This window comes from Ideonella alba, from assembly GCF_018069845.1.
Taxonomy (GTDB): domain Bacteria; phylum Pseudomonadota; class Gammaproteobacteria; order Burkholderiales; family Burkholderiaceae_C; genus Ideonella; species Ideonella alba.
Genome location: NZ_JAGQDD010000004.1, coordinates 231,939 through 252,219 on the forward strand (window position 1 = coordinate 231,939; position 20,281 = coordinate 252,219).

General features: G+C 72.4%; 20 protein-coding genes. 19 read left to right on the forward strand and 1 reads right to left on the reverse strand.

What is annotated here, in order from left to right; translation table 11 throughout:
• The first annotated feature begins 110 nt into the window (after window positions 1-110).
• The 7 genes from KAK03_RS08745 (at window position 111) to KAK03_RS08775 (ending at window position 7,643) form a co-directional block, all read left to right on the forward strand.
• Window positions 111-1,106: a Bug family tripartite tricarboxylate transporter substrate binding protein gene (locus KAK03_RS08745; protein ID WP_210853434.1), complete on the forward strand. Its 996-nt coding sequence runs from the start codon at window positions 111-113 to the stop codon at window positions 1,104-1,106.
• A 10-nt stretch (window positions 1,107-1,116) separates the two neighbouring features.
• Entirely contained in the window at window positions 1,117-1,896 is a 780-nt protein-coding gene (locus tag KAK03_RS08750; protein ID WP_210853436.1) for an enoyl-CoA hydratase/isomerase family protein, read from the forward strand.
• A 19-nt stretch (window positions 1,897-1,915) separates the two neighbouring features.
• Window positions 1,916-3,454 (forward strand): malonate--CoA ligase, encoded by a 1,539-nt coding sequence (locus tag KAK03_RS08755; protein ID WP_210853437.1) that lies wholly within the window; start codon window positions 1,916-1,918, stop codon window positions 3,452-3,454.
• Between the two features lie 70 nt (window positions 3,455-3,524).
• Window positions 3,525-5,243, forward strand: coding sequence for a M14 family zinc carboxypeptidase (locus tag KAK03_RS08760; RefSeq protein WP_210853439.1), 1,719 nt, complete (start codon window positions 3,525-3,527; stop codon window positions 5,241-5,243).
• A gap of 171 nt (window positions 5,244-5,414) precedes the next feature.
• A complete protein-coding gene (locus KAK03_RS08765) occupies window positions 5,415-6,026 on the forward strand; it encodes an OmpA family protein (RefSeq protein ID WP_210853441.1) in 612 nt (203 codons plus the stop codon).
• Window positions 6,023-6,886: a patatin-like phospholipase family protein gene (locus KAK03_RS08770; protein ID WP_210853443.1), complete on the forward strand. Its 864-nt coding sequence runs from the start codon at window positions 6,023-6,025 to the stop codon at window positions 6,884-6,886. The genes KAK03_RS08765 and KAK03_RS08770 overlap by 4 nt, the downstream gene beginning before the upstream one ends.
• A 55-nt stretch (window positions 6,887-6,941) precedes the next feature.
• A complete protein-coding gene (locus KAK03_RS08775; RefSeq protein WP_210853444.1) occupies window positions 6,942-7,643 on the forward strand; it encodes a hypothetical protein in 702 nt (233 codons plus the stop codon).
• Window positions 7,644-7,669: 26 nt separating this feature from the next.
• On the opposite strand, the gene KAK03_RS08780 is transcribed toward KAK03_RS08775, so the two are convergent.
• Complete coding sequence (locus tag KAK03_RS08780; RefSeq protein ID WP_210853446.1) at window positions 7,670-8,287, reverse strand: hypothetical protein; 618 nt, start codon at window positions 8,285-8,287, stop codon at window positions 7,670-7,672.
• A 57-nt stretch (window positions 8,288-8,344) separates the two neighbouring features.
• Between KAK03_RS08780 and gspG the strand changes: the two genes are divergently transcribed.
• The 12 genes from gspG (at window position 8,345) to KAK03_RS08840 (ending at window position 20,267) form a co-directional block, all read left to right on the forward strand.
• Entirely contained in the window at window positions 8,345-8,785 is a 441-nt protein-coding gene (gene gspG / locus KAK03_RS08785) for a type II secretion system major pseudopilin GspG (RefSeq protein ID WP_210853448.1), read from the forward strand.
• Entirely contained in the window at window positions 8,769-9,248 is a 480-nt protein-coding gene (locus KAK03_RS08790; RefSeq protein WP_210853450.1) for a pilus assembly FimT family protein, read from the forward strand. Before gspG ends, KAK03_RS08790 begins: the two co-directional genes overlap by 17 nt.
• Window positions 9,249-9,254: 6 nt before the next feature.
• Entirely contained in the window at window positions 9,255-9,611 is a 357-nt protein-coding gene (gspI, locus tag KAK03_RS08795; protein WP_210853452.1) for a type II secretion system minor pseudopilin GspI, read from the forward strand.
• 1 nt (window position 9,612) lies between these two features.
• On the forward strand, window positions 9,613-10,251 hold the full coding sequence (locus tag KAK03_RS08800) for a PulJ/GspJ family protein (protein WP_310738522.1): 639 nt from the start codon (window positions 9,613-9,615) through the stop codon (window positions 10,249-10,251).
• Entirely contained in the window at window positions 10,248-11,234 is a 987-nt protein-coding gene (gspK, locus tag KAK03_RS08805) for a type II secretion system minor pseudopilin GspK (protein ID WP_210853454.1), read from the forward strand. Before KAK03_RS08800 ends, gspK begins: the two co-directional genes overlap by 4 nt.
• Window positions 11,235-11,358: 124 nt before the next feature.
• Window positions 11,359-12,765 (forward strand): type II secretion system protein GspL, encoded by a 1,407-nt coding sequence (gspL, locus tag KAK03_RS08810; protein ID WP_210853456.1) that lies wholly within the window; start codon window positions 11,359-11,361, stop codon window positions 12,763-12,765.
• Window positions 12,762-13,250, forward strand: coding sequence for a type II secretion system protein M (locus tag KAK03_RS08815; RefSeq protein WP_247661025.1), 489 nt, complete (start codon window positions 12,762-12,764; stop codon window positions 13,248-13,250). Before gspL ends, KAK03_RS08815 begins: the two co-directional genes overlap by 4 nt.
• Window positions 13,247-14,092 carry a type II secretion system protein N gene (gspN, locus tag KAK03_RS08820; RefSeq protein ID WP_247661026.1) on the forward strand — a complete coding sequence of 282 codons (846 nt, stop codon included), beginning with the start codon at window positions 13,247-13,249 and terminating at the stop codon, window positions 14,090-14,092. Before KAK03_RS08815 ends, gspN begins: the two co-directional genes overlap by 4 nt.
• 2 nt (window positions 14,093-14,094) lie before the next feature.
• Entirely contained in the window at window positions 14,095-16,299 is a 2,205-nt protein-coding gene (gene gspD, locus KAK03_RS08825) for a type II secretion system secretin GspD (RefSeq protein ID WP_210853458.1), read from the forward strand.
• Between the two features lies 1 nt (window position 16,300).
• Window positions 16,301-17,722, forward strand: a complete 1,422-nt coding sequence (gene gspE, locus KAK03_RS08830; RefSeq protein WP_210853460.1) for a type II secretion system ATPase GspE — start codon at window positions 16,301-16,303, stop codon at window positions 17,720-17,722.
• Between the two features lie 185 nt (window positions 17,723-17,907).
• Window positions 17,908-19,128 (forward strand): type II secretion system inner membrane protein GspF, encoded by a 1,221-nt coding sequence (gene gspF / locus KAK03_RS08835; protein WP_210853462.1) that lies wholly within the window; start codon window positions 17,908-17,910, stop codon window positions 19,126-19,128.
• 140 nt (window positions 19,129-19,268) lie between these two features.
• Window positions 19,269-20,267 (forward strand): AAA family ATPase, encoded by a 999-nt coding sequence (locus tag KAK03_RS08840; RefSeq protein ID WP_210853464.1) that lies wholly within the window; start codon window positions 19,269-19,271, stop codon window positions 20,265-20,267.
• The last annotated feature ends 14 nt before the right edge of the window (window positions 20,268-20,281 follow it).

The following is a 20,281-nucleotide window of genomic DNA, read 5'->3' on the forward strand; positions in this document are numbered from 1 at the left end:
GGACACTGATTGTATGGTTTTCAGTCAACGGCGGCTCGGGGAAACGCCTTGGCAGCCCATGCGGGGCCTGCCGTTACGATCCGGGGCAGAACCACAGGACAGGAGACTCCATGCCCTTGATCGACACCGATCGCCGCGCCCTGCTGGCGGCCGCCGCCGGCTCGACCCTGCTGGCCGGGCTGCCGGGCGCCGCGCGGGCCCAGGGCAGCTGGCCGGCGCGGCCGGTGACCATCGTCGTGCCCTTCCCCGCCGGCGGTGGCACCGACGCCTTCGCGCGGCCGCTGACGGCCCATTTGAGCCACAAGCTGGGCAAGCAGTTCATCATCGACAACAAGGGCGGCGCCGGCGGCACGCTGGGCGCCACGCTGGCGGCCAAGGCCGCGCCCGACGGCTACACCTTCTTCATGGGCGCGGTGCACCACGCGATCGCCCCAGCCATGTACCCCAGGCTGGAGTACGACCTGGAGCGCGATTTCGTGCCGGTGGGCCTGATCTCCAGCGTGCCGCAGGTCATCGTCGTCAACCCGCAGAAGGTCACGGCCAAGGACCTGCCCGCGCTGCTCGACTTCCTGCGCCGCAATCCGGGCAAGCTGAACTACGGCTCGGCCGGCAACGGCACCTCACATCACCTGGCGGGCGAACTGTTCAAGCTGCAGACCAAGACCTTCATCACCCACATCCCCTACCGCGGCGCCGGCCCGGCGCTGCAGGACCTGATGGCCGGTCAGGTCGACCTGATGTTCGACGGCCTGGGCAGTTCCGCCCAGCACATCAAGTCGGGCCGCATCAAGGCGCTGGCGGTGGCCTCGGCGCAGCGCGCGCCGGGCTTCCCGGACATCCCCACCGCCGCCGAAGGCTCGGTGCCCACCTACCAGGTCGCCACCTGGTACGGCCTGTGGGCGCCCAAGGGCACGCCGCGCGAGATCGTCGAGCAGATGCAGGCCGAGCTGAAGAAGGCGCTGAGCTCCGACGAGCTCAAGACCACCTGGACCGGCCTGGGCAGCACCGTGCCCACGCTGTGGGGCGATGACTTCGGCCGCTTTGTCAGCGAAGAGATCAAGCGCTGGGGCTCGGTGGTCAAGCTCTCGGGGGCCAAACTCGATTGATACTGCCGGCATGACCGGACATGTTCGACTCGACGCGGCCGATGCCCACGGCATCGCCCGCCTGACGATTGCCCACCCCGGCAAGCTCAACGCACTGGACACCACGATGTGGCGTGAGCTGCGCGCCCACGCCGAGTCGCTGCAGGCCAGCGATGCCCGCGCGGTGATCGTGCAGGGCGAGGGCGGGACCTTCGTGGCCGGCGGCGACATCGAGGAGTTCCCCGCCTTCCGCTTCCAGGCCGACACACTGGCGCATTTCCACGAGGAGATCGTCGCGCCGGCGCTGTGGGCGCTGCTGGCACTGGAGGTGCCCCTGGTGGCCCAGATCGACGGCGCCTGCATCGGCGGTGGCCTGGAGATCGCCTGCTGCTGCGACCTGCGCATCGCCGGCCAGGGCAGCCGCTTCGGCGTGCCGATCGCCAAGCTGGGCTTTCCGATGGCGCCGGCCGAGATCGAGATCGTCGCCCGCGTGGTGGGCGAGACCGTGCTGCGCGAACTGCTGCTGGAAGCCCGTGTGCTGAACGCCGACGAGGCCTTGCGCCGCGGCCTGCTCACCCGCGTGGTGCCCGACGCCGAGGTGGCCGCCGAGGCCCTGGCCAGCGCGCGCCAGATCGCCCGCCTGTCGCCGCAGGCGATGCGCCTGAACAAGCGCGCGCTGCGCCAGTTCGCTCACCGCGACCAGCCCAGCCACCGCGCCGAGCGCGAACCCCATTACGCCTACGCCCCGTCCGACGAACACCGCGAGGGACTGGCGGCTTTCAATGAGAAGCGTCCGGCGGTTTTCCGCTGACGGACCAGGAAAACGACCCATGCTCAACCACAACCTCTTCGTCACGCTGCGCCAGCACTTCCCGGCCGACCTGGATGCCTGCGCGATCGAGACCGCCGATGGCCCCGGCGCACCGCTGTACTACAGCTGGCGCGACCTGGACCGCGCCAGTGCCCGCATCGCCAACCTGCTGGAGTCGCTGGACCTGCCGCCGGCCAGCCGCGTGGCGGTGCAGACCGAGAAGAGCGTCGAGGCGCTGATCCTGTACCTGGCGGTGCTGCGCGCCGGCCATGTCTACCTGCCGCTGAACACCGCCTACCAGGCGGCCGAGATCGAGTACTTCATCGGCAACGCCGAACCGGCGGTCTTCGTCACCACGCAGAAGAACTTCACCTGGGTCAGCCGCATCGCGTTTGCCGCCGGCACCACCCATGTCTTCACGCTGAACGAGGACCGCACGGGCACGCTGCTGGACCGCGCCGCCTTCCAGGCCGACGAGCACACGCCGGCCTTCAAGGAAAGCGACGAACTCGCCGCCATCCTCTACACCAGCGGCACCACCGGCCGCAGCAAGGGGGCGATGCTGTCGCACCGCAACCTGGCCAGCAATGCCCAGGTGCTCAAGCACTACTGGCGCTGGCAAGCGGGCGATGTGCTGATCCACGCGCTGCCGATCTTCCATGTGCACGGCCTGTTCGTCGCCTCGCACGGGGCGCTGCTCAACGGCAGCAAGATGATCTGGTTCGCCAGGTACGACCCCAAGGCGGTGCTGGCGCGCCTGCCCGAGGCCACGGTCTTCATGGGCGTTCCCACGCTGTACGTGCGCCTGCTGGCCGAGAAGGGCCTGGACCGAACGGCCTGCCGGAACATGCGCCTGTTCATCAGCGGCTCGGCGCCGCTGCTGATCGAGACCTTCACCGACTGGCAGCAGCGCACCGGCCACACCATCCTGGAGCGCTACGGCATGAGCGAGACCATCATGCTGACCTCCAACCCCTGCGACCCGGCCGACGGCGCGCGACGCGGTGGCACGGTGGGCTTCCCGCTGCCTGGCGTGGGCCTGCGCATCCGCGATGACGCCGGCCAGGACCTGCCCGCGGGCGAGATCGGCGGCATCCAGGTGCACGGCCCCAATGTCTTCGCCGGCTACTGGCGCATGCCCGAGAAGACGAAGGAGGAGTTCACCGACGACGGCTGGTTCAAGACCGGCGATGTCGGCCAGCGCGATGCGGATGGCTACGTGACCATCGTCGGCCGCAGCAAGGACCTGATCATCACCGGCGGTTACAACGTCTACCCGGCCGAAGTGGAAGGCTTCATCAACGACATGCCCGGCGTGGCCGAGAGCGCGGTGATCGGCCTGCCGCACCCCGACTTCGGCGAGGGGGTGGTGGCGGTGGTGGTGCCCAAGGCCGGCAGCGCGCTCGATGGCACGGCCATCGTCGCCGCACTGAAGTCGAAGATCGCCAACTTCAAGGTGCCCAAGCAGGTCTTCATCGTGCCGGAACTGCCGCGCAACACCATGGGCAAGGTGCAGAAGAACCTGCTGCGAGAGCAGCACCGCGGCCTGTTCGGCTGAGCGACTCCTAGGGACTGTCGCCAGCGAGCCGGCGACGTAGCATCGCGCCTTTCGATCCCGGGAGACCCCGATGTCGCGCCTGACCCTGACCGTGATCGCAGCACTGCTGCCGCTGCTCAGCAGTGCCCACCCGATGAGCGTGGACAGCCGCGCCGAATGGCAGGCCGAGGCCGACGCCGAGCGCGCCACCGCTCGCTACTACCGCGTGCAGTTCGCCAATCCCGAAACAGCCCGCAAGGCCATGATCAGCCTGCACGAGGCCGTGGTCGACGGTCACTGGAAGCAGGCGGTGCTGGTGATGCAGCTCGACGACGAGGAGCTCGCCCGCCTGCGCCCCTTTGCGCGCCGCATCGATCCGGCGGACGACTTCGCCGCGCTGCGCCAGCGTCAGCTCGACGCACTGTCGCGCCAGGCCAACCCGCGCATCCTGGGGCGCGCGGCCTCGCAGGACGTGGGCGCCGAGGCCATCCCCGGCTACAGCTGCTACGAGACGGTCGAGGAGACCCAGACCGCCGCCCAGGCCCTGGTCAGCGCCCGCCCCACGCTGGCCAGCTACAACGTCATCGGCAGCAGCTGGGAGAAGGCCAACGGCCTGGGCGGCTACGACCTGAAGGTGCTGAAGCTGACCAACTCGGCCATCGGCGGCGACAAGCCCAAGCTGTTCGTCAATTCGGCCATCCATGCCCGCGAGTACGTCACCGCGCCCACCGCGCTGGCGCTGGCGCAGCAGCTGGTCAACGGCTACGGCACCGACCCCGAGGCCACCTGGATCCTCGACCACCACGAGGTCCACCTGCTGCTGCACACCAACCCCGATGGCCGCAAGAAGGCCGAGACCGGCCTGCTGTGGCGCAAGAACACCAACCGCAACTACTGCGGGGCCAACAGCAACAGCCGCGGCGCCGACCTGAACCGCAACTTCACGTTCAACTGGAACATCACCAATGGCCAGGGCTCGAGCAGCAGCGCCTGCGCCGACACCTACCGCGGTCCGTCGGCCGGCTCCGAGCCCGAGATCCAGGCGGTGCAGGCCTATGTGCGCTCGCTGTGGCCGGACCGCCGCGGCACCGGCGTGGGTGACGCGGCACCGCGCGACACCAGCGGCATCCACATCGACCTGCACAGCTATGGCCAGCTGGTGCTGTGGCCCTGGGGCTCGACCGCCACCCTGTCGGGCAACGCCACCGACCTGCAGACCCTGGGCCGGCGCTTCGCCTACCTCAACGGCCACTTCCCCGAGCAGTCGATCGGCCTGTACCCCACCGACGGCACCAGCGACGGCATCAGCTACGGCGAGCTGGGCGTGGCGGCCTACACCTTCGAGATGGGCACCACCTTCTTCCAGGGCTGCGGTAGCTACCCGGCCATCAAGGCGGGCAACCTGGCGGCGCTGATGTACGCCGCCAAGGTGGTGCGCGCCCCCTACCTGCTGCCCTCCGGCCCGGACGCGCTGTCGCTGGGGCTGAGCGCCAACAACGTGACGCCAGGCACGCCGGTCACGCTGCGCGCCACGATCGACGCCACGCGCTTCAGCAACGCCAACGGCAAGCAGGCCACGCCCCGGATCAGCGCCGCCACGGCTTATGTGGACGTGCCCCCGTGGGCCCCCGGCGCCACCGGCCTGCCGATGGCGGCCACCGACGGCGCCTTCGGCGGCAAGACCGAGGCGGTCCAAGTCAGCCTGCCCACCGCCGGGCTGTCGCCGGGCCGCCACCTGGTGTGGGTGGCCGGCACCAACGCGAAGGGCCGCACCGGCCCGGTCAGCGCGGTCTTCCTGGACATCCAGTGACCCTCGGGCGGCCCGGTGCCGCCCGTGCACAAATCGGCACCGGCGTCGGCCGGCGCCGACGCGGGCAGCCGCCTGCGTGACAGGTTGCCCGCGGGCCGCGGCCAGGGGGCAGCCGTGCACCACGGGCCTGCCTAGAGTGCAGCCTGTCTTGTGCTGCCACCCGCCTGCCGAATGCCGCGTCTTCGCCCTGCCCTGTCCGCGCTCAGCGCCTGTCTGCTGCTGGCGGCCTGCCAATCCACCCCGCCGGCTGCGCCGCCCCCGGCGCCCGCCACGCCTTACCGCGGCGCGGTGCTGGCGGTCGACCAGACCGAGCGCGGCGTGCAGATCGTGCTGCCCGGCAGCGTGCTGTTCGAGTCGGGCAAGGCCACTTTTCAGCAGGCCGAAGCGGCGCCCTTCCTCGACCGCGTGGCGCAGTTGCTGCTGACCAAGACCGACAAGCGCGTGGCCGTGGAAGGCCACACCGACACCGACGGCAGCGCCAACCTCAACGAGCAGCTGTCGCTGGCCCGCGCGCGCGCCGTGGCCGACGCGCTGAGCAGCCGCGGCGTGCCGGCCGCGCGCCTGGAGGCCGCCGGCTTCTCGTTCCGCCGGCCGGTGGCCTCGAACAGCACCGAGGACGGCAAGCGCCTGAACCGGCGGGTCGAGCTGGTGGTGCTGGGCGAACAGCTCGCCACACTCACCGCCAACGAGCCGCCCGGCGCCTTCGAGTCGGCCTGGGCGCGGCTGCGCAGCCTGATCGAGCAGGGCCGGGTGCAGGCGGTCGACGCCGCCGCGCCGAAATGACAGCGTCGCGCCGCGCCCTGCTGGGCGCCACCGTCCTGGGCCTGGCCCTGCCCGCCCGCTCGCAGCCGCGCCCGCGGCTGGCCCTGGCCCTGGGCGGCGGCTCGGCGCGCGGCTTCGCCCACATCGGCGTGGCCCGTGCGCTGGAGCAGGCCGGCATCGCGGCCGACCTGGTCGTGGGCACCAGCGCCGGTGCGCTGGTCGGCGCCTTCCTGGCGGCTGGCTGGAGCGCGGCACAGATGGAAGCCTTCGCGTTGCAGGTGCGCGAGGCCGACGTGGCCGACTTCGCCAGCGCCGGGCGCCGCGGCATGCTGGCCGGCGAGGCCCTGGCGCGCATCGTCGCCGAGCGCCTGCGCGGCGCGCAGATCGAACAGCTGCGCACCCCCTTCGCCGCCGTCACCACCGACCTGCGCAGCGGCGAGCTGGTGCTGCTGCGCCAGGGGCCGGTGGCCGACGCCGTGCGCGCCTCGTGCAGCATCCCCGGGGTCTTCGTGCCGCCGATGGTGCAGGGGCGGGAGCTGGTCGACGGCGGCCTGGTCTCGCCGCTGCCGGTGCGCGCGGCGCGCCAGCTGGGCGCCGAGCTGGTGCTGGCGGTCGATGTGGCTGCGCGCCCGCGTCGCCACGACCTGAGCGGCCTCTACGAAGTGGTGCTGCAGTCCTTCGAGATCATGGGCCGTGCGCTGGCCGACCAGGAAGCGCTGCAGGCCGACCTGGTGGTCCGCCCGGACACCGCACAGTTCGCCAGCAGCGACTTCGGCGCCCGCCGCGAAATGATCCAGGCCGGCTATGAGGCCACGCTGCCGCTGATCCCGGCGCTGCGCAAGCGCCTGGATGGCCTGGCGGCGCGCCCCCGCCGGGGCTGAGGCCGCTGCGCCACAGGCGCTGGCCGCTGGGGCGACCAGGGCCTACCATGCGGGCATGCTGGCCCTGCAGCGCCTGCCGCGACTGTCTTCGCTCCGACCGCCACACGGGTGGACGGCCCGTGTCCGCGCCGCGGGCCCGGTGCTGGCGCTGGCCCTGCTGGGCGCCGGTGCCCACCCGGGGCTGCGTGCCGCGGGGCATCCGCTGCTCGGCAGCTGTGCCGAACCCCTGACCCCCGACTGCGCCGAGCGGCTGGAAAGCCGCGCGCTGCAAGCCCATGGTGAGCAGGCGCGCCGCGAGTCCGGCCAGCTCAGCCTGAGCCCGCCGGTCGACGCGGCCCGGCCGCCCACGGTCCGCTGGCTGGGCCCCTTGGCCGACAGCGGGCTGGACCTGCTGGTCGAATTTCCGCCTGGCCAGCCCCCGGCCTACCGTCTGGCGGGTGAGGGTGCGCCGCCGCTGCGGCTGCCCGGCCCGGCCTGGCCGGCGCCCGGCGGCCGCCTGCTGATCAGCACCGGCACGCTGGCCGAGGACCAACCGGTGGTGGTGCTGCTGGGACGGGTGGAATCACGCTGGCGCGTGCTGCTGCGCCAGGAGGCCTCGCCGGGCGGCCGGCTGAGCTTCATCGGCTGGCGCAACGACGGGGCCGCGGCGCGGCTGCAATGGCAATGTCGGGGTGGGTCGGCGCTGGCGCTGCAGCTGCGCGACGGGCCCTACGGCTGGGACTGGGTGCCGCCACTGCCGTCGCGCTGCGGGCGCTGAGCGCCGCCGCGCGGCGGGCGGCCGCCTCACTCGTCGTCTTCGTCGTCGGCGGTGCTGGCGGCCTGGGCACGTCCCGGCTGCGGAGCGCGCTGCACGTCGGCGGGCTGGCCCATCGGACGGATGGCGGCGCCGGGCTGGCCCATCGCGCCGGGCTGCAACAGCGCGCCCGGCTGACCCGGCATCGGCCGCGGCTGGAAGCCGCCCGCCACCGCCGGGGCGCTGCTGCGCGTCGGCTCGGGCAGGCGCAGTTCGGTCTCGGCCGGGCCGCCACGCGGGCCCAGCGAGGCGCTGCGCCGGCCCACGGCCAGCAGCACCAGGTCTTCGGTCACCGAGGCGCCGGTGCGGAAGGCCTTGGCCGGCTGGCCACCCACCGAGATCAGCGCCACGCCCTGCGGTGAATGCTCGGCACCGCGCGGCGCCACCACGCCCAGCAGTTGCAGCGCGCTGTCGCCGGCATCCTCGTCGTCGGCCTCGGCCGCCGCCACCGCGCTGCTGCCCAGCAGGCGGTGCAGGTCGCCACCGGCAGGCAGGCCGCGCGCGGGGGCCTGGGCGTGCGCGGGCAGGCCCGGACCGCCGGCGCCCAGCTTCAATCCCCAGAACGTGGCAGCCAGGGCCACCAGCGCCCAGACGGCAAGGCTTAACAATCGCGTCCGCATCCGACGATTATCATCCAGCGATCCCGCAGCACGAGCCCTCCGCCCATGAAGCACCCCCTGTTCACCGCCCGCCGCCTGGTCCAGCGCGGCTTCACCCTCATCGAGCTGATGGTGGTGCTGGTCATCATCGGCGTGCTGGCCGCGCTGGTCGTGCCCAATGTGCTGGACCGCGCCGATGACGCGCGGGTGACCGCGGCGCGCACCGACGTCGGCAACCTGATGCAGGCGCTCAAGCTCTACAAGCTCGACAACCAGCGCTACCCCACCGCCGAGCAGGGCCTGGAGGCCCTGGTGAACCGGCCCAGCGCCGGCCCGGCGCCGGCCAACTGGAAGAAGTACGTCGACAAGCTGCCCGCCGATCCCTGGGGCCGTCCCTACCAGTACGCCAACCCCGGCGTGAAGGGCGAGATCGACGTCTTCACACTGGGCGCCGACGGCCAGCCCGGCGGCGAAGGCAAGGACGCCGATATTGGCTCCTGGCAGTAAGCCGACCCGGCCGCAACGCCGCGGCACCGGCGGCTTCACGCTGCTGGAGCTGATGATCGTGGTCGCCCTGATCGCGGTGGCCACCGGCGTGGCGGTGCTGGCGCTGCGCGACGCCAATGCCAGCCGGCTCGAGGAAGAAGCGGCGCGCCTGTCGGCGCTGTTCGAGGCCGCCCGGGCCCGCTCGCGGGCGACCGGCCAGCCGGTGAACTGGCTCCCGGTGCGCGAGCAGGGCGACGGCTTTGCCTTCAGCGGCCTGGGCGAGCGCGCCGGCCTGCCCACGCAGTGGCTGGACGCCCGCACCCGCGCCGAGGTGATCGGCGCGCCGGTGCTGCACCTGGGCCCCGAGCCGGTGATCGGCGCCCAGCGCGTGGCCCTGCGCCTGGAAGATCGGCAGGTGGTGCTGGCCACCGATGGCCTGGGCCCCTTCGCCGTGCTGGAGAGCAGCGCGCTGGCGGCGCGCTGAGGCCCCATGCGCAGTCGCGGCTTCACGCTGGTCGAGGTGCTGGTCGCGGTGGCCATCGTCGCCATCGCGCTGGCCGCGGGCAGCCGCGCCGGGGGCGCCCTGCTCGACAACTCGCAGCGCCTGGGCGACGTGATGATGGCCCAGTGGTGCGCCGAGAACCGGCTGAGCGCGATGCGCCTGGCCAAGCTCTTCCCGGACGTCGGCCAGGTCGACGACGAGTGCACGCTGATGGGCCGGCGCTTCGTGCTCAAGCAGCAGGTGCGGGCCTCGTTCAACCCCAGCTTTCGCATCGTCGACCTGGGCGTGGCCGACGACCAGGGGCAGCCGCTGGTGCGGCTGTCCGTGATCATTCCGAAGTACTGACGTGAACCGGCCCGGGTCATCGCGCGGATTCACGCTGGTCGAGGTGCTGGTGGCGCTGTTCGTGATGGCGGTGCTGGCGGCCATGGCGTGGCAGGGCATCGACGCACTGGCGCGCAGCCGCGACGGCGCGCAGCAGGCCAGCGCGCAGATGATGCGCCTGGGCAATGTGCTGGCGCAGTGGGAGCAGGACCTGAACCAGATCCAGGACAGCGCCGCCGCGCCCTCGCTGCGCTTCGACGGCGCGGCGCTGCGCCTGACCCGGCGCACGCCCGAGGGCCTGCAGTTCGTCGTCTGGACGCTGCAGGACCGCCAGCTGTGGCGCTGGGCCTCGCCGCCGGTGACGCGGGTGCGAGACATGCAGGACTGGTGGATCCGCGGCCAGCAGTGGAGCGCGATCAGCGGCGATGCGCTGCGCATGCTGGGCGACCTGGACGGCTGGCAGGTCTACTACTGGCGGCTGACCGACAACAACTGGTCCAACGCCCAATCCACCGGCGACACCGCCCCCGTGCCGGTGCCCCCGCCCAAGGGCGACAACCCGCCCCCGGACTTTGACCGCGAGCTGCTGCCCCGCGGCGTGCGCCTGCAGCTGCAGATGCCCGGCGGCCCGCTCACCCGCGACATCGTGCTGCGCCCATGAGCCGTGCCGCCCTGAGCTCCCGTCTGCGATCCGCCCAGCGCGGCGCCGCGCTGCTGCTTGCGATGCTGGTCGTCACGCTGGTGGCCACGCTGACCGCCGGCATGGTCTGGCAGCAGTGGCAGGCGGTCGAGGTGGAGGGCGCCGAGCGCGCGCGCAGCCAGGCCAGCTGGCTGGTGCAGGGCGCGGTCGACTGGGCGCGGCTGATCCTGCGCACCGACCTGCAGGACACCAAGCACCGCAACATCGACTCGCTCGACGAGGTCTGGGCCACCCCGCTGCAGGACGTGCGCCTGTCCGAGTTCCTGGCCGCCGACCGCGACAACAGCGCCGACAGCAGCGGCCTGGATGCCTTCCTGACCGGCCGCATCACCGACGCCCAGTCGCGCTACAACCTGCGCAACCTGGTGCAGGACGAGAAGGAGGATGCCGACGTCCAGCTGCAGCTGATGCAGCGCCTGTGCGACACCCTGGGCCTGCCGCGCGACGTGGCCACGCGCATTGCCGACGGCATGAACGGCGCCTCGCTGGCCGAGGACCAGATCGACGACTCCGAGCGCGTCGCCCCCGGCTCGCCGCTGACGCCGATGCGCATGGAGCAGCTGGCCTGGCTGGGGCTGGACGGCGAGACCATCCGCCGGCTGGAGCCCTTCGTGGTGATCCTGCCCTCACTCACCGGCATCAACCTCAACACCGCCCCGCCCGAGGTGCTGATGGCCGCCGTCGAGGGCCTGGACCGCGCCACCGCCGAGCGCCTGCTGCGGGCCCGGCTGAACGGCGGCTTCGGGACGCTGGCCGACGCCAAGAAGCTGCTGCCCGAGAAACTGCAGCTGTCCGAGAAGCTGCTGGGCGTGAGCTCGCAGTACTTCGAGGTGCTGGGCGAGCTGCGCTACGACAGCTTCGTCGTGCGCGAGCGCAGCCTGGTGATGCGGCGTGGTCAGGACGTGATCGTGATGCGCCGCGAGACGCTCCCCCCAGAATCATGACCGTCCGGCCCATGAGGGATGCCGCCTGCCGGCTCGACACCATAATGCGGTACAACGCTGGCCAGGGTGCGGCCCGGGGCTGCGCTCCGACGTACCCTGCGCCTAGCGGCCCCGAATTCCGTCCATGTCCATCCTGATCGTCCTCTTGCCGGCCCCGCCCCGGCTGTCCGTGCAGGCCCCCCCGCAGGCGCCCGCCGAAGGCGCCGCCCCCGAGTGGGACTGGGTGCTGGCCAGTGACACCCGGCAGTTGATCCGCCAGGGGCGTGATCCCCTGGAACGGCTGCCGCGCGCCGGCAGCGTGGTGGCGGTGCTGCCGCCCGAAGCGCTGTCCTGGCACCGCCTGCCCGTGCCCAAGGCGCCGGCCGCGCGGCTGCGCGCGGCGCTGGCCGGTCTGCTCGAGGAATCGCTGCTCGAGGACGAGGCCGACCTGCACCTGGCGCTGGCGCCCGGCTGGAAGGCCGGCGAGCCGGGCTGGGTGGCGGTGACCCACCGGGCCTGGCTGCGCGGCCAGCTGGCGGCGCTGGAGACCGGCGGCGCCACCGTGGACCGCGTGGTGCCGGCCTGGGCCCCGGACGGTGAACCGGCCGGTCACGCCTACGCCCCGGCCCAGCCGGGCGCCCAGACCCTGGCCTGGCGCGACCCCGACGGCCTGGCCTGCCTGCCGCTGCATGGTGGCGGCGCCCGCACCTGGGTGGCCGGTCGCAGTGCCGGCGCCTCGGTGCGCTGGAGCGCCTCCGGCGACAGTGCCCAGCCCCTGGCCCACCTCGACGCCGAGACCGTGGCCGCCCGCTCGGCCACCGACCTGGCCCTGGCCGCCGCCGCCTGGGACGGCAACCTGCGCCAGTTCGACCTGGCGCCGCAGCACCGCGGCAGCCGCCTGCTGCGCGACGGCTGGCGGCGCTTCCGCAGCGACCGCGCCTGGCGCCCGGTGCGCTGGGGCCTGGTGGCCCTGGTCGCGGTGCAACTGGTGGGCCTGAACGCCTGGGCCTGGCAGCAGCGCGACGCCCTGGCGCGGCAGAAGGCGGCAATGGCCTCGCTGCTGCAGGGCAGCTTCCCGCATGTGCGCGCCGTGATCGACCCCGGCGTGCAGATGCAAAAGGAGATCGAGCTGCTGCGCGCCAGCGCCGGCCGCCCCGGCGAGACCGACCTGGAGCCGATGCTGCAGGCGGTGGACGCCGCCTGGCCGCCCTCGCGCGGCCCGGCCGACTCGATCAAGTTCGAGCCCGGCAGCCTGACCCTGGCCAGCGCCGGCTGGACGCCGGCCGAGATCGATGGCCTGCGCAGCCGCTTGCAGCCCTTCGGCCTGGACGCCGAGGCCGCACCCGGACGCCTGGTGATCAGCCGCCTGGACCCGCGCCGGGCGCCGCCCGCTGCCGCGGCCGCTGCGCCGCCTGCGCGACCGCCCGGCCCCGGTGCCCAGGGCATGGTCCCGCCCGCAGCGGCCCAGGGCGCGTCGATGCCGCCCCCGCCAGGCCAGCCCTTGCCGCCACCGCGCCAGAGCCCTGCCCAGGGCACAGGGGATGAGCAATGAAGCCGATGCTGTTGCCGCTGCAGACCCGCTGGGCCACGCTGGCCCCGCGCGAGCAGACCCTGGTGCGCCTGGCCGGTGCGGTCGTGCTGCTGGGTCTGCTGTGGTTCGTCGGCCTGCAGCCGGCCTGGCGCACCTGGCGCGAGGTGCCCCCGCAGCGCGAGGCGCTGGAGGCCCAGTTCCTGGGCATGCAGCGCCTGGCCGCCGAAGCGCGCGAGCTCAAGGCCCAGCCCGCCGTCAGTGGCGAGCAGTCCCGCCTGGCGCTGAAGGCCGCCACCGACCGCCTGGGCAGCAAGGTCAAGCTCAACGTCGTGGCCGACCGCGCCACGCTGAACGTCACCGACCTGTCCCCCGCCGCGCTCACCGGCTGGCTGGCCGAGGTGCGCAGCGGCGCCCGGGCGCGCCCGATCGACATGCAGCTCAGCCGCAGCCAGGCCGGCCTGAGCGGCCAGGTGGTGGTCAGCCTGCCGGCGAGCGCCGCCCCATGATGCGCCGCCGCCCCCACCTGTCCCAGCCGCTGCGCGGCGCGTCCGCGGTCGCCGGCCGCGCGCCGCGCGTCTGGGCCTGGGCCACGCTGGGGGCGCTGCTGGGCCTGGTGGCCGGTCTCGTCACCCAGGCACCGGCGGCCTGGCTGGCGCAGGCAGTGGCGCGCCTGAGCCAGGACCGCGTGCAGCTGGTCGATCCGCAGGGCACCGTCTGGCAGGGCAGCGCGCTGCCGGTGCTGGCCGGGCCGACCGGCTCGCGCGACGCCTCGGTGCTGCCCGCGCGGCTGCACTGGCGCGCCCGGCCCACCTGGCTGGGTCTGCGCTGGCAGCTGCAGCAACCCGGCCACATCGACGCCCCGCTGCAGATCGACTGGCAGCCCGGCTGGGGACGCCAGCGCATCGAACTGCAGGGCGCCGCCGGCGCACTGGGCCACTGGCCGGCCGCCTGGCTGGCCGGCCTGGGCGCGCCGCTGAACACCTTGCGGCCCGGGGGCGAATTGCGGCTGTCCAGCAGTGGCCTGCGCTTCGAGAGCGACGCCCAGGGCTGGCGCCTCGAAGGCCAGGCGCGCGTCGAGCTGCTGCAGTTCAGCTCGCGCCTGTCCAGCATCGAACCGCTGGGCAGCTACCAGCTGCTGCTGGCGCCCCAGGGCGACCGGCGCGTCGCCCTGCAACTGTCCACGCTGGACGGCGCGTTGCGCCTGACCGGCCAGGGCGAGATCGGCGCCCAGGGCCTGCGCCTGCGCGGCGAAGCCTCGGCCGCACCGGGCCAGGAGGCCGCGCTGAACAACTTGCTCAACATCATCGGACGGCGCGACGGCGCGCTGTCGCGTCTCTCGATCGGGTGACCATGGCCAAGCTCCATCACTTCTCCTTCCGGCACGGCGCCCTGGCGCTGGCCCTCGCGCTGGCCTGGCCTGTCCAGGCCGCCGACGGTGACATGCCGATGCCCGCCACGCGCGCCAAGGCGCCGGTCACGCTGAACTTCGTCAACGCCGAGATCGAGATGGTCTCGCGCGCGATCGGCACCATGCTGGACCGCCAGATCCTGGTCGATCCGCGCGTCAAGGGCTCGCTGACCATCACCTCCGACAAGGCGCTGCCGCCGCAGGAGGCCTGGCGCAGCTACCTGGCCGCGCTGCGCGGCCTGGGCTTCACGGTGGTCGAGAACGCCGGCCTGCTGAAGGTGGTGCCCGAGGCCGAGGCCAAGCTGCAGGCCGGCACCGTGGTGGTGGGTGCGCCCACCGTGCGCGGTGACCAGATCCTGACCCAGATCTTCCGCCTCAACCACGAGAACCCGAACAGCCTGGTCGCCATCCTTCGGCCGCTGATCAGCGCCAACAACACGATCAACGCCAACGCCGGCAACGGCACGCTGGTCATCACCGACTACGCCGACAACCTGCAGCGCCTGGCCAAGATCATCGCCGCGCTGGACCAGCCGGCGGCCTCCGAGGTCGAGGTGGTGACGCTCAAGCACGCGCTGGCCTCCGAGCTGCAGCCGCTGGTGCAGAAGCTCTCCGAATCGGCCCCCACGCCCGGCGTGCCGGGCGCCGCACAGTCGCAGTCGGCCGCCACCAGCGTGATGGCGGAGCCGCGCAGCAACTCGCTGATCGTGCGCGCCGCCAACCCGGCCCGCCTGGCCAGCGTGAAGGCGCTGATCGACAAGCTCGACAAGCCGATCGCCGACGGCGGCCCGGCCGGCCAGATCCGCGTGGTCTACCTGAAGAACGCCGACGCCACCAAGCTGGCCGAGGTGCTGCGCGCGGTGCTGGCCAGTGCCACCTCGGGCGCCGGTGCCGGGTCCGGCGGCAGCAGCAGCCTGACCGGACTGGAGGGCGGCAGCCGCCCGGGCTCGATCGCCGGCACCGGCAGCAGCACCAGCAGCAGCAACACCGGCGTGGCCGGCACCGGTGGCGCCAGCGCGGCGGCCACCACGCCGGTGGCGTCCTCAGCCCGCCCCTCCACCGGCGGCCAGATCCAGGCCGACCCGGCCACCAACTCGCTGATCATCTCGGCGCCCGAGCCGGTCTACCGCCAGCTGCGCCAGGTGATCGACCAGCTCGACACCCGCCGCGCGCAGATCTTCGTCGAGTCGATGATCGTCAAGGTCGATGCCAGCAAGACCGCCGACTTCGGCATCCAGTGGCAGGGCCTGCTGTCCAACAGCAGCAACACCCGCGGCATCGTCGCCGGCACCAACTTCGGCTCCGGCGGCAACAACATCATCAACCTGTCGCTCGGCGGCGCCACCGCCAGCACCACCGGGACCACCGGCACCAGCATCACCGTGCCCGGCCAGGGCCTGAACATCGGCTTCATCAACAAGCTCAACGGCGTCTACACGCTGGGCACGCTGGCGCGCTTCCTGGAAACCCAGGCCGGCGCCAACATCCTGTCCACGCCCACGCTGCTGGCGCTGGACAACGAGGAAGCCAAGATCGTCGTCGGCCAGAATGTGCCCTTCATCACCGGCTCGTTCACCAACACCGGCACCGGCAGCGGCGCCACCAACCCCTTCCAGACCATCGAGCGCAAGGACGTGGGCCTGACGCTGCGCGTCAAGAGCCAGGTCGGCGAAGGCGGCACGGTGCGCATGACCATCTACCAGGAGAACTCCTCGGTCAACAGCAACACCACCTCGGGCCTGATCACCGACAAGAGCGCGGTCGAGACCACCGTGGTGGTTGACGACGGCCAGATGATGGTGCTCGGCGGCCTGATGAAGGACGAGTTCACCGACAGCGACGGCCGCGTGCCCGGCCTGGCCAGCGTGCCCATCCTGGGCAACCTGTTCCGCAACGACAGCCGCACCCGCGTGAAGAGCAACCTGATGATCTTCCTGCGGCCGGTGGTGGTGCGCGACCAGGGCAGCTCCGACCGCATCGCGCTGGACCGCTACGAGGCGATCCGCGCCACCCAGCGCAGCACCCAGCCCGAGCCGAGCATCCTCACCCCGATCAACGAGGCCCCGGTGCTGCCCGAGCTGCCCGGCACCCGTCCGGCGCAGCCGGCTCCGGCCACGACCGCACCCGCCACGACCGCGCCGAACTGACATGGGCCAGCGCCACCCCCTGCCCTACGCCTTCGCCAAGGCCAACCACCTGCTGCTGGAGGACGACGGCCAGCAGCTGCTGCTGCGTGTGGCCCCGGGCACGCCGCCCTCGGCCATCGGCGAGGTGATGCGCCTGTACGCGGTGGACACCTGCGAGGCCGAGGACACCGCCGCGCTGGACCAGCGCCTGGCCGCCGCCTATGCCGGTGGCGAGGCCAGTGCCGCCGCAGTGGTGGGCGAGGTGGAAAGCGCGGTCGATCTGTCGCGCATGATGCAGGAGCTGCCCGCGGTGGAGGACCTGCTGGAGGCCGCCAACGACGCGCCCATCATCCGCATGCTCAATGCGCTGCTGACGCAGGCCGCCAAGGACGGCGCCAGCGACATCCACATCGAGCCCTACGAACGCAGCTCCAGCGTGCGCTTCCGGGTGGACGGCAGCCTGCGCGAGGTGGTGCAGCCCAACCGCGCACTGCACGCCGCGCTGATCAGCCGTCTGAAGATCATGGCCGAGCTCGACATCGCCGAGAAGCGCCTGCCGCAGGACGGCCGCATCTCGCTGCGCATCGGCGGCAAGGCGATCGACGTGCGCGTCTCCACGCTGCCCAGCGCGCACGGCGAGCGCGCCGTGCTGCGCCTGCTCGACAAGAGCGAATCCAAGTTCACGCTCGAAGGCCTGGGCATGAGCGGCGAGGTGCTCACCGACTTCGACCGCCTGGTCAAGCAGCCGCACGGCATCGTGCTGGTCACCGGCCCCACCGGCTCGGGCAAGACCACCACGCTCTACGCCAGCCTGGGCCGCCTGGACACCTCCACCACCAACATCCTGACGGTGGAGGACCCGGTCGAGTACGAGCTGCCCGGCATCGGCCAGACCCAGGTCAACGCCAAGATCGACCTGACGTTTGCCAAGGCCCTGCGCGCCATCCTGCGCCAGGACCCGGACGTCATCATGATCGGCGAGATCCGCGACTTCGAGACCGCGCAGATCGCCATCCAGGCCTCGCTGACCGGCCACCTGGTGCTGGCCACGGTGCACACCAATGACGCGCCGTCCACCGTGGCGCGCCTGATCGACATGGGCGTCGAGCCCTTCCTGCTCAGCTCCAGCCTGCTGGGCGTGCTGGCCCAGCGCCTGGTGCGCAAGCTCTGCCCGCACTGCAAGACCCAGGGCCGGCGCGGCCGCTGGAACGCCGTAGGCTGCCCCGAATGCAGCCACACCGGCTACAAGGGCCGCACCGGCGTGTATGAGCTGATGGTGGTGGACGACAAGGTCCAGGCCCTGATCCACAACCGTGCGGGCGAGGTCGAGATCATCGCCGCCGCCAAGGCCCGCGGCATGAAGGCCATGCGCGAGGACGGTGAGCGCCTGGTGACCGAGGGCATCACGTCGATGGAAGAGGTGGTCCGCGTGACGCGCGACTGACTATGAGCCCCCAGGCTTGCCGCTTCGCGTCTTCGCCACCCCCCAAGGGGGCTGTCCCGGCTTGGGGCGGCCCTGCGCCGGGGACCTGGCGCCCCCAGGCTTGCCGCTTCGCGTCTTCGCCACCCCCCAAGGGGGCTGTCCCGGCTTGGGGCGGCCCTGCGCCGGGACGGGTCTGCTGAGTTCCTATGCCTGCTTATCGCTATGAAGCCCTCGACGCCGCCGGCAAGGCCCGCCATGGCCTGGTCGAGGCGGACAACGCCAAGGCGGCGCGTGCGCTGGTGCGGGCGCAGCAGCTGGTGCCGCTGTCGGTCGATGCCGTCGGCAGCGAGAACGGCGGCGGCGGCGCCAGCGGCCCGCGCTTTCGGCGCCGCGCCTACAGCAACGCCGGACTGGCGGTGTGGACGCGCCAGTTCGCCGGTCTGGTGGGCTCGGGCCTGCCGCTCGAGCGCGCGCTGACCGCGCTGGCCGACGAGGCCGAGGAACCGCGCCAGCGCGAGCTGATCGCCCACCTCAAGTCCGAGGTCAACGCCGGCAGCCCCTTCGCCCGCGCGATGGCCAGCTGCCCCAAGGATTTCGACGAGGTCTACCGCGCCGTGGTCGCCGCCGGTGAGCAAAGCGGTGCCCTGGGCGCGGTCATGGAGCGTCTGGCCGACGACCTGGAAGAGCGCCAGGCGCTGCGCAGCAAGGTGGTGGGCGCGATGCTCTACCCGATGGTGGTGTCGCTGATCGCGGTGGTCATCGTCACCTTCCTGGTGACCTACGTGGTGCCGCAGGTGGCCGGCGTGTTCACCAGCAGCAAACGTGCGCTGCCCGGCCTGACCGTGGCGATGCTGGCGATCAGCGACTTCATCCGCCACTGGGGCTGGGCGGTGCTGCTGCTGCTGGCCGCCGGCGGCGGCGCCTTGGCGATGGCGCTGCGCAACCCGGCCTTCGCCGAGCGCTTTGACGCCGGCTTCCTGAACGTACCGCTGTTCGGCCGCCTGGCCCGCGGCTACAACGCGGCGCGCTTTGCCGGCACGCTGGCCATGCTGGCCGGCGCCGGCGTGCCCATCCTGAAGGCCCTGCAGGCCGCCGCCGAGACCCTGGGCAACCGCGCGATGCGCGCCGACGCCATGGACGCCCTGGCCCAGGTGCGCGAGGGCGCGCCGCTGGCCAGTGCGCTGGCCGGCAAGAAGCGCTTTCCCGGCCTGCTGGCCATGTTCAGTCGCCTGGGCGAGCAGACCGGCCAGCTGCCGCTGATGCTCGACCGCGCCGCGCGCCAGCTGGGCTCCGAGGTGCAGCGCCGCGCGCTGACCATGGCCACGCTGCTCGAGCCGCTGCTGATCGTCGCCATGGGCGGCGTGGTGATGCTGATCGTGCTGGCGGTGCTGCTGCCCATCATCCAGCTCAACACCTGGGTGAAGTAAACCCCGATTCGCATCCGGGCCCGGCACTTGCTAGATTGTCTGTGCCGGGATCGCGGCGCTGTTCGGGCCTTCGTGCACCCTCGACATGCCGCAGTCTGGCACCCTGGCCAGCCGGCCTGCAGCGTCTGGAGGTGTTGTTGATGTCGACCTCGCACGAAATCGCCACCGTGCCCCCGGGCGGGCGCATCCCGATCGCCCGCATGCGCCATGTCTACCGCCTCGACGAGGTGGAAAAGCGCCTGGGCAAGCTGCCCGAGCGCGAGCATGAACACCTGCGCCACACCTACGAGCGCATGCTCGAGAAGGGCCCCGAGCGCTTCCAGGTCAAGCCCTCGGGCCTGCCGGCGATGCACCATCTGTATGACGAACTGCCCAATTTCGGGGAGGTGCTCGACGACGTGAAGCGCCAGCTGGCGCTGTGCGAGGACAGCCGCGACGCGCTGGAGATCACCCCCATGCTGCTGCTGGGCCCGCCCGGCGTGGGCAAGACGCATTTCGCCCGCGAGGTGGCCAAGCTGCTGGGCACCGGCATGGGCTTCATGAGCATGGGCTCGCTGACCGCCGGCTGGGTGCTCTCGGGCGCCTCCAGCCAGTGGAAGGGCGCCCGCCCCGGCAAGGTGTTCGAAACCCTGGTCGACGGCAACTACGCCAACCCGGTGATGGTGGTCGACGAGATCGACAAGGCGCGCGGCGAGCACGCCTACGACCCGCTGGGCGCGCTCTACAGCCTGCTCGAACACGACACCGCCGGCAGCTTCACCGACGAGTTCGCCGAGGTGCCCATCGACGCCAGCCAGGTCATCTGGGTGGCCACCGCCAACGACGAGCGCGCCATCCCCGAGCCCATCCTGAACCGGATGAACGTCTACGAGGTGCAGATGCCCGACGCCGCCGCCGCGCGCGCGATCGCCGGCCGGCTGTACGCCAGCATCCGCGCCGCCCACGACTGGGGCCAGCGCTTCGACCCCGAGCCCTCCGACGAGGTGCTCGACCGTCTGGCCGAGATGGCCCCGCGCGAGATGCGCCGGGCCTGGATGACGGCGTTTGGCAATGCACGCCTGGATGGCCGCGGCACCGTGCTCTCGCGCGACCTGCCGGCCCCGGCCGGGCGGCGCAACGCGATCGGCTTCGTGCACTGAAGCCCCCTGGCTGG